Origin of the sequence: Enterobacter sichuanensis, assembly GCF_009036245.1 — a bacterium.
In the GTDB taxonomy this organism is placed as follows: domain Bacteria; phylum Pseudomonadota; class Gammaproteobacteria; order Enterobacterales; family Enterobacteriaceae; genus Enterobacter; species Enterobacter sichuanensis.
This window is the reverse complement of sequence record NZ_CP027986.1, coordinates 1239366-1253255: the sequence shown is the minus strand read 5'-3', so window position 1 is coordinate 1253255 and position 13890 is coordinate 1239366. Positions and strand designations below refer to the sequence as shown.

General features: G+C 60.3%; 15 protein-coding genes. 7 read left to right on the top strand and 8 right to left on the bottom strand.

Annotated features, from left to right (window positions below; all coding sequences use genetic code 11):
• Positions 1-34 precede the first annotated feature (34 nt).
• From C1N69_RS05855 to C1N69_RS05845, 3 genes are all read left to right on the top strand, one after another.
• Entirely contained in the window at positions 35-778 is a 744-nt protein-coding gene (locus C1N69_RS05855) for an SDR family NAD(P)-dependent oxidoreductase (RefSeq protein ID WP_045286216.1), read from the top strand.
• Positions 779-961: 183 nt separating this feature from the next.
• Positions 962-1267: a type II toxin-antitoxin system RelE family toxin gene (locus tag C1N69_RS05850; protein ID WP_047957999.1), complete on the top strand. Its 306-nt coding sequence runs from the start codon at positions 962-964 to the stop codon at positions 1265-1267.
• Positions 1239-1643, top strand: coding sequence for a helix-turn-helix domain-containing protein (locus C1N69_RS05845; protein ID WP_155030838.1), 405 nt, complete (start codon positions 1239-1241; stop codon positions 1641-1643). The genes C1N69_RS05850 and C1N69_RS05845 overlap by 29 nt, the downstream gene beginning before the upstream one ends.
• Here the strand turns inward: C1N69_RS05845 and C1N69_RS05840 are convergent.
• The gene (locus C1N69_RS05840) at positions 1640-1837 is read right to left on the bottom strand and encodes a YbdD/YjiX family protein (RefSeq protein WP_047355420.1); all 198 of its coding nucleotides are present in this window, start codon (positions 1835-1837) and stop codon (positions 1640-1642) included. The genes C1N69_RS05845 and C1N69_RS05840 overlap by 4 nt on opposite strands.
• Positions 1838-1897: 60 nt before the next feature.
• Positions 1898-4003: a pyruvate/proton symporter CstA gene (gene cstA, locus C1N69_RS05835; protein ID WP_155030837.1), complete on the bottom strand. Its 2106-nt coding sequence runs from the start codon at positions 4001-4003 to the stop codon at positions 1898-1900.
• A 268-nt stretch (positions 4004-4271) separates the two neighbouring features.
• Here cstA and C1N69_RS05830 point away from each other — a divergent pair, with 268 nt between their 5' ends.
• Genes C1N69_RS05830 through C1N69_RS05820 form a run of 3 tightly spaced genes read left to right on the top strand, consistent with a single transcriptional unit; the run spans position 4272 to position 6554 of the window.
• The gene (locus C1N69_RS05830; RefSeq protein ID WP_047957997.1) at positions 4272-4967 is read left to right on the top strand and encodes a nucleoside recognition domain-containing protein; all 696 of its coding nucleotides are present in this window, start codon (positions 4272-4274) and stop codon (positions 4965-4967) included.
• The gene (locus C1N69_RS05825) at positions 4964-5428 is read left to right on the top strand and encodes a YjiG family protein (RefSeq protein ID WP_045286221.1); all 465 of its coding nucleotides are present in this window, start codon (positions 4964-4966) and stop codon (positions 5426-5428) included. The genes C1N69_RS05830 and C1N69_RS05825 overlap by 4 nt, the downstream gene beginning before the upstream one ends.
• 13 nt (positions 5429-5441) lie before the next feature.
• On the top strand, positions 5442-6554 hold the full coding sequence (locus tag C1N69_RS05820) for a M20 family metallopeptidase (protein WP_104556701.1): 1113 nt from the start codon (positions 5442-5444) through the stop codon (positions 6552-6554).
• Between the two features lie 67 nt (positions 6555-6621).
• Here C1N69_RS05820 and entH read toward each other — a convergent pair whose 3' ends face one another.
• From entH to entC, 5 genes are read right to left on the bottom strand one after another with little or no spacing between them, the layout of a single operon-like run.
• Entirely contained in the window at positions 6622-7035 is a 414-nt protein-coding gene (gene entH / locus C1N69_RS05815; protein WP_047957995.1) for a proofreading thioesterase EntH, read from the bottom strand.
• Positions 7035-7787, bottom strand: a complete 753-nt coding sequence (gene entA, locus C1N69_RS05810) for a 2,3-dihydro-2,3-dihydroxybenzoate dehydrogenase EntA (protein WP_155030836.1) — start codon at positions 7785-7787, stop codon at positions 7035-7037. The genes entH and entA overlap by 1 nt, the downstream gene beginning before the upstream one ends.
• A complete protein-coding gene (locus C1N69_RS05805; RefSeq protein ID WP_155030835.1) occupies positions 7787-8641 on the bottom strand; it encodes an isochorismatase in 855 nt (284 codons plus the stop codon). The genes entA and C1N69_RS05805 overlap by 1 nt, the downstream gene beginning before the upstream one ends.
• 10 nt (positions 8642-8651) lie before the next feature.
• Positions 8652-10262 carry a (2,3-dihydroxybenzoyl)adenylate synthase EntE gene (gene entE / locus C1N69_RS05800; RefSeq protein WP_155030834.1) on the bottom strand — a complete coding sequence of 537 codons (1611 nt, stop codon included), beginning with the start codon at positions 10260-10262 and terminating at the stop codon, positions 8652-8654.
• A 9-nt stretch (positions 10263-10271) separates the two neighbouring features.
• The gene (gene entC / locus C1N69_RS05795) at positions 10272-11447 is read right to left on the bottom strand and encodes an isochorismate synthase EntC (protein ID WP_094919554.1); all 1176 of its coding nucleotides are present in this window, start codon (positions 11445-11447) and stop codon (positions 10272-10274) included.
• Between the two features lie 188 nt (positions 11448-11635).
• On the opposite strand from entC, the gene fepB reads away from it, so the two are divergent.
• Positions 11636-12595, top strand: a complete 960-nt coding sequence (gene fepB / locus C1N69_RS05790; protein ID WP_155030833.1) for a Fe2+-enterobactin ABC transporter substrate-binding protein — start codon at positions 11636-11638, stop codon at positions 12593-12595.
• Between the two features lie 46 nt (positions 12596-12641).
• Here fepB and entS read toward each other — a convergent pair whose 3' ends face one another.
• Positions 12642-13889 carry an enterobactin transporter EntS gene (entS, locus tag C1N69_RS05785; protein ID WP_155030832.1) on the bottom strand — a complete coding sequence of 416 codons (1248 nt, stop codon included), beginning with the start codon at positions 13887-13889 and terminating at the stop codon, positions 12642-12644.
• Position 13890 lies beyond the last annotated feature (1 nt).

The following is a 13890-nucleotide window of genomic DNA, read 5'->3' as shown; positions in this document are numbered from 1 at the left end:
TGATGATTCTCATCACTCTCGCAACGAGGTCATCATGCAGATCGATTTAACAGGTAAGAAGGCGCTGGTTACCGGCGCCAGCCGTGGGTTGGGTCGCGCTATCGCGCTGTCGCTGGCGCGCGCCGGTGCCGACGTGGTTATTACGTATGAAAAATCTGCCGATAAAGCCCAGGCGGTTGCCGATGAAATTAAGGCGCTTGGGCGGCACGGTGAAGCGGTGCAGGCCGACAGCGCCAGCGCGCAGGCCATTCAGGATGCCGTCACCCATGCGGCGCGCGCCCTCGGCGGGCTGGACATTCTGGTCAACAACGCCGGGATTGCGCGCGGCGGCCCGCTGGAGTCCATGACGCTGGCGGACATTGACGCCCTGATCAACGTCAATATTCGTGGGGTGGTCATCGCCATTCAGGAGGCTCTGGTGCATATGTCTGACGGCGGGCGCATCATTAACATCGGCAGCTGTCTGGCTAACCGCGTGGCCATGCCAGGCATTGCCGTTTACTCAATGACGAAGTCCGCCCTCAACTCTCTTACCCGCGGCCTGGCGCGCGATTTAGGCCCGCGCGGCATCACCGTTAACCTGGTCCATCCTGGCCCTACCAACAGCGACATGAACCCGGAGGACGGAGAGCAGGCGGAAGCGCAGCGCCAGATGATTGCCGTCGGTCACTACGGCCAGCCGGAGGACATCGCCGCAGCGGTCACTTTCCTTGCCAGCCCGGCCGCCGGGCAGATCTCCGGCACAGGGCTGGACGTGGACGGCGGTCTGAACGCCTGATCGCACATTCTCTGCAAGCCTCTGTCGCCAGGCAGAGGCGTTTTGAAGCCACCTCGAGGGAATGCGTTTTGCCTCTTACCGGCGTTTATTCTCCGCTCTACAGTACCCCATAAGAAATTCGGAATTTATCTAATAGTCTTATTATTTCCTTATATTTTGTGTGGACGTACAGTGGAGGTACGGATGAAGATTGTCTGGTCCAATGGTGCAAAGAAGGCGTTTTCAAAGATTGACGAGCGGTATCAGCGACGCATTGAGGTAAAGCTTGCTGAGCTGGATGACCGTTCCGCTCCCCGGCCCGATATCAAAAAAATATCGGCGACAGAAGATCATTTCCGGCTACGCGTTGGCGATTACCGCATCATCTATACGCTTCGGGACGATCCCGATGACCATTGTTATGTTTTGGCCATCAAGCGTAGAACTTCAACGACTTACCTGCATGAGGAGAGTGCAACCTATGGCTGTACAGCTAATCAAGGACGATAACGGGAAAACGCAGTACGTCGTTATTCCCTATCACGAATATTTTCGTATGCTCTTACAAATGGCAGAAATTGACGACGAAACCGACGACGACCTGGAGGATATTGAAGTCGAACACGATAGTCTGGATGACGTTGAGCTTCCTGGCGAGGTTTGCAACATCATGACCTGGCAGAACGTCAGCCTGCAGGCCGCATGGCGCATCCTGCGCGGCATGTCCCAGCAGGAGGTGGCAGAGAAACTTGGCATCAGCCAGTCCGCCGTGTCACAGCTGGAAGCGCTGGACTCTCGCCCGCAAAAGCGAACCCGCGAAAAACTCGCGGCACTTTACGGCTGTAAGCAGGAACAGATCAGCCTCTATTTACCGAAAGAGGGTTAACAGCACTTCGCCCCGCCCTTGCCGCCGTAGCGGGCGTCCTGGCGATCGCGGAAAAATTCTTCATAGTTCATTGGCGTCTGGTCCGGATGGTTGACGCGCATATGCTCGACGTAATTGTCGTAATCCGGTACGCCGATCATCATTTTGGCGGCCTGGCCCAGGTACTTACCTGCTTTGGAAAGGGTGTCGAACATAATTCTCATCTCACAGGAAAAGTAGGCCGGGTAAGGCGAAGCCGTCACCCGGCACAAAGGTTAATGCGCCCCTTTCGCCTGGGTGACAATCGTTTCCAGGTTTTCAGGCATTGGCTCATACGGTGTCTCTTTCGCCGTCGGCTTGTCTTCTTTCAGCGCCGCCAGCGCGGTCTTCAGAGAATACAACGCCAGCACCACGACCACCACCATAAAGAAGATGGTCAGCCCGGCATCCAGACGGTTGTTAAAGACCAGCTGCGACAGCTGTGATTCCGTGTACTGCGCCGGGATCTTGCCGCTGTCGATCATCGCCTGGAACTTGTTGGCAATCGCCAGGAAGCCCACTTTATTGTCCGGACTGAAGGCTTTCTGCCAGCCCGCCGTCAGGGTACAAATCAGCAGCCAGGCCGTTGGTACCAGCGCCACCCACGCATAACGCTGGCGTTTCATCTTAAACAGCACCACTGCACACAGCATCAGCGCCATGCCTGCCAGCATCTGGTTGGCAATCCCGAACAGCGGCCACAGGGTATTAATCCCACCCAGCGGGTCGACCACGCCCTGATGCAGGAAGTAGCCCCACGCCAGCACGCACAGGGCCGTCGCCAGCAGGTTCGCCGGTAACGACTCAGTACGCTTCAGATTCGGGGAGATCACCCCCAGCAGATCCTGCAGCATAAAGCGCGCCGCACGGGTTCCCGCATCCACCGCCGTCAGGATAAACAGCGCTTCAAACAGAATGGCGAAGTGATACCAGAACGACACATCCATCAGCCCGCCCAGCGCACCGTGAAGGATATACGCCATACCGACCGCAAGCGTAGGCGCACCACCCGCTCGCGAGATAATGGACTGCTCGCCCACTTCACTGGCAATACTCGTTAACGTATCAGGGGTAATCGCAAAGCCCCAGCCGCTCACCACCTGAGCAGCAGACGCCACAACGTCAGCGGTGCCCGCCGGCGCCAGAACCGCCATCGGGCTGTTCATCGCGAAGTAGACGCCCGGGTCGATAACGCAGGCGGAGACCAGCGCCATAATCGCCACGAAAGACTCCATCAACATGCCGCCGTAACCAATCAGGCAGGCCTGATTTTCATTCGCCAGCATCTTCGGCGTAGTGCCGGAGGCGATCAGCGCGTGGAAGCCCGACACCGCACCGCAGGCGATGGTGATAAACAGGAACGGGAACAGGTTGCCGGTCCAGACCGGGCCGGTGCCGTCAATGAATTTGGTCAGCGCAGGCATGGTCAGGGTCGGGCGCATAATCAGAATGCCAATCGCCAGCCCGACGATGGTACCGATTTTCAGGAAGGTGGAGAGGTAATCACGCGGGGCCAGCAGGAGCCACACCGGCAGCACCGCCGCCACAAAGCCGTAGCCCACCAGCATCCAGGTGAGCTGTACGCCGGTAAAGTCAAAGAACGGTGCCCAGGTCGGGCTTTCCGCTACCCAGCCGCCGGAGATAATGGCGAATACCAGCAGCACCAGACCAATGACCGACACCTCACCAATGCGTCCCGGACGCAGGTAACGAATGTAGATCCCCATAAAAATGGCCAGTGGAATGGTGAACGCGACGGTGTAGGTCCCCCACGGGCTGTGGGTCAGCGCTTTCACCACGATCATCGCCAGCACAGCAAGGATGATCACCATGATCATAAAGGTCGCCACCAGCGCAATCACCCCGGCGGTGGCCCCCATCTCCTCTTTCACCAGCTCGCCCAGCGAACGGCCGTCGCGGCGGGTGGAGACGAACAGCACCATAAAGTCCTGCACCGCCCCTGCCAGCACCACGCCGGCGAGGATCCAGATCATCCCCGGCAAATAGCCCATCTGCGCCGCCAGCACCGGCCCCACCAGCGGGCCCGCTCCGGCAATCGCCGCAAAATGGTGACCGAACAGCACTTTCTTGTCCGTCGGAACGTAGTCCAGCCCGTCGTTATGGCGAACGGCGGGGGTCATGCGCGTGGCGTCAACCGCTAAAACGTTCTTCGCGATATAGCGGCCATAAAAACGGTACGCGATCAGGTACATGCAGACGGAGGCAACGACGATCCACAGCGCGTTGATCTGTTCCCCCCGGTTGAGGGCGATATAACCCAGGGCAAAGGCTCCCACAACGGAGAGCCCTGCCCATAAAAGGTGTTTCCCTGAGTTGTTCATAATGGTGATCCGTTGTTGTGAAACAGTGAGATGTTACATTTTGTTTCTAGAACAACAGCGAAAATTTAACAACTTTGAAACGCAATAATGCGTGGTCAAACCAGACATTTACACCACATTGTTAAGCCGATCACTTTCGTACCGTCACCGGTCACACTTTTGCCTTTTTCGTCCCGCCCCGGCCTTACGGGATGATTTGTATCATTTTTTTTGCCCACAACCCCGCCAGAATGACCCTGCGCAATCGCGTGCACACAAGGAAAAGGATATGAACAGTTCAGTACCTCAGGATAGTAAGGTCGGGCCCGGCGCGTACTTCGCCCTGGCGTTTGCAGCCGTCTTCTTCTCTGGCCTGTTGGGCGGAAAAGAGTGGTACGGCGTGTTTGATTTCACCACCCTTAACGGTGCGTTTGGCAAAGTGGTCAGTAAAGCCAGCCTGGAGGATGGCACTCTGACGACGGCCAGCAGCGCCTTTCGCGGCACAGGCGGCAGCGGTGCGATGGACGGCTTTCTCTTCGCGCTCGGTCTCATTCCGGCCGTGATGTTTGCGCTTGGGATGATCAACGTGCTGGAGCACTACGGCGCCCTGCGTGCCGCCCGCAAGCTCTTAACCCCGCTGCTGCGCCCCCTGCTGGGCATTCCCGGCACCACCGGGCTGGCGCTGATAGGCAGCCTGCAAAGCACCGACGTGGGCGCGTCCCTCACCCGAAACCTGTCTGATGAAGGGCAAATCAGCGAAAAAGAGAAAGATGTCTTCGCCATGTTCCAGTTTTCCGCCGGGGCGATGATCACCAACTTTTTCTCCTCCGGCGCCATCCTCTTTACGCTGGTGGCCGTCGACGGCACGGCTGCCGTTCCCACCTCCATCGGCGCCTGCATCGCTGTGATGTTCATCATGAAAATCGTGGGGGCAAATCTGCTGCGTTTGCTCCTCTCTTGCACTGCTAAAGGAGACGCCGCATGAGTGCTCCACAATCCAACCCGGTTATCACTGATGTCTTCGTCGAGGGGGCACGCAAAGGCTGGAGCATTGCCACCAGCAGCACCCTGCCCAACGTGGTAATGGCGTTTATCATCATCAAAGCGCTGGAGATCACCGGCGCGCTAAAAGGACTGGGGATGCTCTTCGCCCCGCTGATGGGGCTGTTTGGCCTGCCGGGCGAAGCCGCCGCTGTGCTGATTGGCGGCTGGATGTCGATGGGCGGTGGGATAGGCGTCGCCATTGGCCTGTTTGATAAGGGCATTCTCACCGGCGAGCACCTGGCGATTCTGGCGCCTGCCATCTACCTGATGGGCTCGCAGGTGCAGTACCTGGGCCGCATTCTGGGGGTGATCGGCACCCGCGCCAGGCGCATTCCGCTGATGATCGCCATCTCGGTAGTCAACGCATTCTTAGCCATGCTGCTGATGCGCATTATTCTCTGAACAGGACGTGAACATGAATCTTGACCATTACATCGAAGAACTGAAAAGCCTGGTGAACGTAGACTGTGGAACCCAGACGATTGCAGGCGTCGCCACCGTGGCAGCCATTATGCAGCAGCTCTGGCAGCGCGAGGGCTGGCATACCGAACAGGTGAACCTGGGCGACAAGGTGGGTCCCGGCGTTTTCGTCAGCAACAAGCCGCAGGCACAACAGTTTGACGTGCTGCTGGTGGGCCATCTGGACACCGTGTTTGCCCCCGGTACTGTGGCCGGGCGCCCGCTGAGCGAGGACGATACTCGTCTGTACGGCCCCGGCGTCTCGGATATGAAGAGCGGATTGCTGAATATTTTATGGGCAATGCGCGAACTGGACACCGCTGACAAAGAACGTCTGGCGATAGCCGTGGCGATGAACCCGGACGAAGAGACGGGTTCCGTCTATTCCCACGAATGGATTGGCGCGCTGGCAAAACGCTCCCGCTGCGTGCTGGTCTGCGAAGCCGCCCGCGCCGACGGCTCGCTGGTGAAAGCGCGGAAAGGCATGGCGGGCTATCACCTCACCTTTAGCGGCGTGGCGGCGCATGCGGGTAACGACCCGGAAAAGGGCCGCTCGGCGATCGCCGCCCTGGCGAACAGCGTTATCGCCATTAATGCCCTGACGAACTGGGATCGCGGTACCACGCTGAACGTTGGAGTGATACAGGGCGGCAGCGCGGCCAACGTGGTGGCCGATAAAGCTGTGGCCGAACTGGACGTCCGCTTCTGGGAAAACGATGAGTACGACCGGGTAAATCAGGCGCTGGAGGCGTTATGTGAAAAAGGCTTTTTAGACGGCGTGACCACCACGCTGACGCGGGTCAACCACAAACCGGCGATGGCAGCAAGCGTTGCCACGCAGGCGCTGATGCATCAGGTTGAAGCGGCGGGGAAAGCGGAAGGTATCGCCATTACCTGGCAGGCGGTTGGCGGCGGCAGCGATGCCAACCACACCGCGGCGCTCGGCATCCCGACGCTTGACGGCTTCGGGCCCGTTGGCGCCGGGTTCCACAGCCCCGCGGAGTGGCTGGATAAAGCGTCCATAGCGCCGAGAATTCGGTTACTTAAGCGCGTCGTTTCAATGCTCTAATTTTGCACGACACTGTCCCCTCTCCCTGTGGGAGAGGGTTAGGGTGAGGGCCGCTGGCCGCACAACACTAACCCAGCACCATCGTACTCAACCGGCAGGTACAGCACCGCCGTCCCTGCTCGTCGAAGACCACAATCTCCCAGCTCTGGCTGGAACGCCCCAGATGCAGCGGCTGACACACTCCGCGCACCTTACCGTGCGACACCGCGCGATGATGGGTGGCGTTAAGTTCCGTTCCCACCACGCTCTGCCCGTCCCGGGTCATCAGAAACCCGGCCATCGAGCCGAGCGTTTCCGCCAGCGCCGCCGAGGCTCCGCCGTGCAGCAGACCAAATGGCTGGTGGGTTCTTGCGTCCACCGGCATCTCCGCTTCCAGCGTGTCGTCACCGAGGCGGGTATAGACGATGCCAAGATGCGCCACCAGGGTGTTCATGCTGGTCGCGTTCAGTTCATCGAGGGATAAATGACGTTTCCAGATCATTACGCCCCCAGCGTGGAGCCACCGTCCACCACAATATCCTGCAGGGTGATATGGCTGGCGGCATCGGAGGCGAGGAACAGCACCGTACTCGCAATCTCCTGCGGACGGGCGATTTTGCCGAGCGGAATGCCGAGCTTAAACTGCTCGCCAAAGCCGCGAATGCGCTGCTGCTCTGCATCGTCGCTTTTCCACAGCGTGCGCTGCATATCGGTGTCCGTTGAACCCGGCGACACCAGGTTGCAGCGCACGCCGCTGGACGCCAGCTCCAGCCCGACGGTCAATGCCAGGCTTTTCAGCGCCGCTTTCGAGGCGCCGTAGGCGCTCATGCCAATACGCGGGGTATGCGCCGCATCCGAAGCCACCGTCACAATCGCCCCGCCCTGCTGACGGCGAAACTGGCCCATCGTCTGCTGGAACAGGTTAAACGCGCCGCCAACGTTGACCGCGAAGGTCTGCTGCCAGTCCGCCTGCGAGAGCTGGTCGGTTGCCCCCATCCGCAGAATACCGGCCGCGTTAACCAGTACGTCCAGACGTTCAACGGTAGTGAGCAAACGACCGCACACCTCGCTGACCTGCGCATCATTCGCCACGTCCAGCGCTTCGGTCGCAAAGGGATAATCGCCCAGCGGAAACACCAGGTCGAACCCGGTTACCTGTGCGCCCGCCTCAGCGAACGCCAGCGCCGTCGCATAGCCAATGCCTTTACCCGCCCCCGTCACCCAGACGGTTTTACCGGTGAAGTCAAATCCCATTACTGCACCTCGCGGGAGAGCAGCGCCCACCAGGCGTCGAGAGTGGGATTTTTGGCCAGCATCACGAAATCAATGTCGCCATGCACTTTGCGCCAGCGGGCGGCCAGCGCCATCATACGCACCGAGTCCAGACCGTAGTCGATCAGGTTTTCGTCATCCATCGGCTCGTCGGACTCGTCCAGCAGCGGCAGGATCATCTCACGCAGCGCGGCTTTTGAGGACGGAACCGACGGCAGCAGGTCGTCGGTCATTACCACGCGGCCAGAGCGCCCGGCCACGTAGTTCAGCGACATCAGATGCTCATCGCGGGTAAAATCCGCCAGCGCGTCGGCAATAAAGAACGGTTTGATGTCGCGCATAAAGGCATCGGTGGCGGTAGTCATGCAGCCGATGTGGGCGTACACACCGGTAATCAGCAGCTGGTTGCGGCCCGTCTCTTTCAGCATCTGCTCCAGCGGCGAGCGGTGAAACGCGCTGTAGCGCCACTTCACCAGCACGGTGTCCGCTTCGTCCGGCGCTAGCTGAGAGACGATACGCTGCTGCTCAGGCGAGCGGGTCAGGCCCGGCCCCCACATGTCGTTGAGCAGCGCGCGGTCTTCATCACTCTGCTCTTTCGGCTGGGCGGTGTAGTACACCGGAATATGATGCGCTTTGCAGTACGCGCGAAGTTTAGCGATGTTCGCCACCACCTGCTGCATCATCGCGCTGTTTTCGCCCCAGAAGTTCAGGAAGTATTCCTGCATATCGTGGATCAACAGCGCGGCACGCTCAGGCTCAAAGGCCCAGTTCACTTTACTGGTTGGCAGCTCTGCGGCAGTTGGCAGCGCGTAAGCGGTTAATTTTGGGATAGTCATACTCTGTTCCTCAGCCCCGGGCGCGTTCAGCCAGCCACAGGCGCAACTGTTTCTTATCAACTTTGCCGACCGGCGTCAGCGGGAGCGCATCCACGCTCTCCACGCGGTCCGGCAGCTTGAATTCGGCAACGCCCTGCTCGCGCAGGAAGCGACGCACCTCGACCGCGCGCAGGGGTTGTTTCACCACCAGATACGCGCAGCTCTTCTCGCCAAGCAGGCTGTCCTCCATGCTCACCAGCGCGGCGTGGATCACCGCCTCGTGGCGCAGCAACAGGTTCTCGATCTCTTCGGCGGCGATCTTCTCGCCGCCGCGGTTGATCTGATCTTTCTCACGCCCCTGCACGGTGATGTAGCCCTGCTCATCGATGGCGATCAGATCGCCCGAGCAGTAAAAACCCTCGGCGTCGAAGGCGCTGGCGTTGTGTTCCGGGCTGTTAAAATAGCCGCGGAAGGTATAGGGCCCGCGCGTCATCAGACGACCGACTTCCCCGCGCGGAAGCGGGTTGCCGTGCTCGTCCGCTACCCACACTTCATCATCCGGGCACATCGGGCGACCCTGCGTGTTGATGATGCGCTCGGGCGCGTCGTCGAGGGCGGTGTAGTTCACCAGCCCTTCCGCCATGCCGAACACCTGCTGCAGCTGGCAGCCCATCTCCGCCGGAATACGCGCCGCGAGCGTGGCGGAAAGACGCGCGCCACCCACCTGCAGCAATTTGAGAGACGTGAACTGCGCGTTGCCCACCCCGTCGGCGATGGCCTGCAGCCACAGGCTGACCGCCGGAGGAACCAGCGAGGTGACAGTAATCTGATGCTGTTCAATCAGCGGGAAGCAGAGCGTGGCGCTCGGATCGCTCGCCAGCACCACGCAGCCGCCCGCGGTAAAGACCCCTAACGATCCCGGCGAGCTCATGGCGTAGTTATGCGCCGCAGGCAGCGCGTTGAGGTAGCGAGTGTCGGCGGTAATGCCGCAAATTTCGTTGCTGCGGCGGATGCTGTAGTCGTAATCGTTGTGCGTGCGCGGGATGAGCTTGGGCGTGCCGGTGCTCCCGCCGGAAAGCTGGAAGAAGGCCACTTCATCGGCGGGCGTCGGGTTGGCAATAAAATTATCCGCCGGGCGGGAGATCGCCGCCTCCAGGGCATGCTCACCCCTGTCACCGCGTAGCAGGACGACGCGTACCGAACGGTGTTCATCCACGAAAGCATTGAGGAAATCATCGCCTGCGAACAGCGCGTGGTCGCGATCGGCGATCAGCACGGCGGGTTTGATTTGCAGGGCGTAAGCGTTCAGCTCGCTGCGCTGGTGGCTAAAGAGCGCGTTAACCGGCGCGACGCCAATTTGCAGTAGCGCAAAGAAAGTAATATAGAACTCTGCCACGTTGCCAAGCTGTACCAGCGCCGTCTCGCCGCGCTGCAACCCGCGCGCCTGAAGCGCTGAGGCCAGGTTGTTCACGGCCTGATTAAACGCGCGGTAGGTCACGCGACGTTCGCCATCGATAATCGCCACCGCATCGCTGTCCGCGCGATCGGTCAGGATGTGGGTTAACGGCAGATCCTGCCAGTAGCCTTTTTCTCGGTAGCGCCGGGCGAACGCCTCAGGCCAGCGGGTAAAGGGAATGGTCATCAGTCTTCCTTAGTGCAAACCAAAAACATTGAGCATGGTGGAGAGCTTCACACCGGTTTCACGCCACTCGCCCACCGGGGAGGAGGCAGGCACAATGCCCGCACCGGCAAACAGGCGAACGCGATTTTTATGCAGCCGCGCGCAGCGGATGGTCACCACCCACTCGCCGTTGCCTTCGCTGTCGCACCAGCCGACGATGCCGCCGAACAGCTCGCGGTCGAACGGCTCCAGCTCGGCAATCAGCGCTTTTGCCGCCTGATGCGGGAAACCGCTCAGGGCTGGCGTCGGGTGCAGCAGGCAGGCCAGGGTCAGGGCGTTCTCGTTTTCGCGCGCCTCGCCTTCCACGGGCGTCGCCAGGTGCCACAGCGTCGGCGTGGTGATCAGCTGCGGAGAGTCCGGCATGCTGAGGTGATGGCTCCGGGGCGCGAGAATGGCTTTCATCGCCTGGGTCACGAGGTCGTGCTCATGGCGGTCTTTTTCGGAGGCCAGCAGCTTATTGCCCGCTTCACGATCCAGCACATCGTCCGGCTGGCGGCGCGCCGAGCCAGCCAGCGGCAGCGAACTAAAGTGCGCCCCCTCTTTGCGCAGCAGCAGCTCCGGGCTTGCCCCGAGCAGCACCCCGCCGTCTTCCAGCGGTACATGGAAATTAAAGCTCGCCGGGTTCTGGGCGATAAGACGCTCCATCAGGGCGCCGCTGTCCATCGGCTTGTCGGTCGCGATATCAATCAGGCGCGACAGCACCACTTTGTTCACCTGCGGCGTGGCGGTGAGCGATGCGGCGCGGGCGACCATCTCTTCAAACACGGGCTGCGGCGGGATCTCGGTGCGTTGTTCCACCTTCAGCGTCTGCGAGCCGGAAAAATAGCGCGCGGACTGCTGACGTGCAGGACGGGAAAAGGTCTGCCAGTGCTGCGGAATAAACAGCGATGAGGGCTTGCGGGTATCGAACGGGATCGCCCCTACCATCACCGGGTGAGCGATACCGCTGGCTTTGGCATTCCGGAAGGCCTGGGCTAATTTTTGCTGGAAGTGACCCGTCGGATCGTCGCCGCCGACGGCGGGCTCATTGAAGCGGGAAAAGCAGCCTGACGTGGTAAAGCTGCGGTAAGGCGACATAAAGAAAAAGCGGTCTGATTGCAGCGTGCTTGCGGTGTGCTGAACTTCCTCAGCCAGGGACGTATCCATATCATCCTCCTCAAAATGATAAAAGAAGCAATAATGATTATCATTTATATTTTCGTCGGCTAACCTAATCCCACATCGCTTCGCTGTCAACCGTCGGGCAAATAACTTGTGCGACAAAAACTTGCATCCCTGCGCGGCAACCTTGAAAATGAGAAGCATTATCTTCAACAAAAACAGGATACCGCGCTGTGAGATGCCCTGCCGTTTACCGTACTCCCCTGCTTTTATTAGGACTTTTTGTTTTAGGACTTACCTCAGCCACCGCCGCCGACTGGCCCCGCCAGGTGACCGACAGCCGCGGCGTGCATACCCTGGAGAGCAAGCCGACGCGTATTGTCTCCACCAGCGTGACCTTAACCGGCTCCCTGCTGGCGATTGACGCCCCGGTTGTCGCGAGCGGCGCAACCGCGCCCAACAACCGCGTGGCGGACGCGCAGGGTTTCCTGCGCCAGTGGGGTGATATTGCGAAACAGCGTAAGGTCGCGCGGTTGTACATCGGTGAGCCGAACGCCGAAGCGGTGGCAGCCCAGATGCCGGACCTGATTTTGATCAGCGCCACCGGCGGGGATTCCGCCCTGGCGCTGTACGACCAGCTCTCCGCCATCGCCCCGACGCTTGTCATCAACTACGACGACAAAAGCTGGCAGGAACTGCTGACGCAGCTCGGTACTATTACGGGTCAGGAAAAGCAGGCCGCTGGGCGCATTGCCGCATTTGATAAACAACTTGCGCAGGTGAAGCAGCAGATGACACTGCCGCCGCAGCCGGTGAACGCCATCGTCTACACCGCCGCCGCACACAGCGCCAATTTGTGGACCGCGGAATCGGCCCAGGGCAAGCTTTTGCACCAGCTGGGCTTTACGCTGGCAGGTCTGCCTGCCGGGCTGCATACCTCAAAAAGCCAGGGCAAACGCCACGACATTATTCAGTTAGGCGGTGAAAGCCTGGCGACGGGGCTCAACGGCGAAGGGCTGTTTGTGTTTGCCGGCGACGAGAAAGACGTGGAGGCGATTTACACCAACCCGCTGCTGGCGCATCTGCCAGCGGTGAAGAACAAGCGCGTCTGGGCGCTGGGAACCGAGACGTTCCGTCTGGACTATTACAGCGCGATGCTAGTGTTAGACAGATTGAATACATTGTTTAAGTAGGTATTTTCCCTCCCTCTCCCTGTGGGAGAGGGCCGGGGTGAGGGCATCAGGCCGCACCGTTATTAAACACAACCTCCTGCCTGAATCGGCGCAATTCTGCCAACGACATCAATAAGATCCCGCCAATAGCGGCTAATACAAACCCGCTGCTGCTCGCCGACGCCACCGGGGTCATTATCGTCCCCAGGCCACCGAGGATCGCCGCACCAATGGCATCGCCCGTCACGTTCTGCGCGGTCCACAGGCCGTTAATACGCCCCAGCATCCCTTCCGGCGTCTGGGTCTGGATCAGGGTGTACTGTAACAGCGAGCTGATAGCGCTCAGCCAGCCGAAAATCACCAGGCACATCACGCCCAGCGCCCACACCGGCATCAGGCTGAAGAAGCCAATGGCGATAAACGAGGCCAGCGTGGCAAGCAGCATAATCAATCCCGGACGCGCGGTCTGCGCCAGGTTGCCGCTGGTCAGCGCACCGCACGCCGCGCCGAGCGGAATGGCGGCGTAGAGAATGCCTATCTCCGAAGCGCTCATCTGCCACTCGCCCGCCAATGCCGGGTACAACACGCGCACCGCACTCGCCATGGTCAGCAGGCCACCGAGCAGCGCAATCCCGCCGATCAGCGGGTTGCTGAACAGAAAACGAATGGCCGCCATCAGTGATTTCAGCGGATGCTCGCGCGGCTGCGGCGGCGGGGGCAGAAGCGGCAGGCGCAGCAGCGTCAGCGTGGTGATAAACGTGCCCGCCGCTGCCAGCCCGTAGTTCCAGGCTACGTTACCCGTTGCCAGCAGCAGACCGCCCACCATCGGCGAAATCACCGAACCCAGACGGACGGTGAGCATGGTAATCGCCCCGGCCTGCATCAGGTTTTCGCGCCCCACCAGCGCAGGCGTGGCCGCCAGCAACGCCGTCACGCCTAGCGAGGCAAAGAAACCGTCCCACAGGCCAAGCGCGTAAATGACCACCAGCGACGGCTCAGGCAGCAAGGCGTTCAGACACATCCCGACAAACCCCACCCCGCAGGTGCCGCGCGCCAGCAGGATCAGCTTTTTACGCTCGTAGCGGTCCGCCAGCACGCCGCCGACCATCAGGCCGATAAACATCGCCCCACCGGTTAAGGTGACCGACAGGCCCACCAGCCAGCTGGAGTGCGTCATGGTCTGGATCTGTACCGGCACGGCCACGCCGAGCAGGCCGAGGGACAAAATGGAGATAAAGCGGGCGATAAACACAGCGCGATACGCCGGGTGTGTTTTAAGCAGGCTGAGGTTGAGCAGCCAGGATTTTTGATTCATG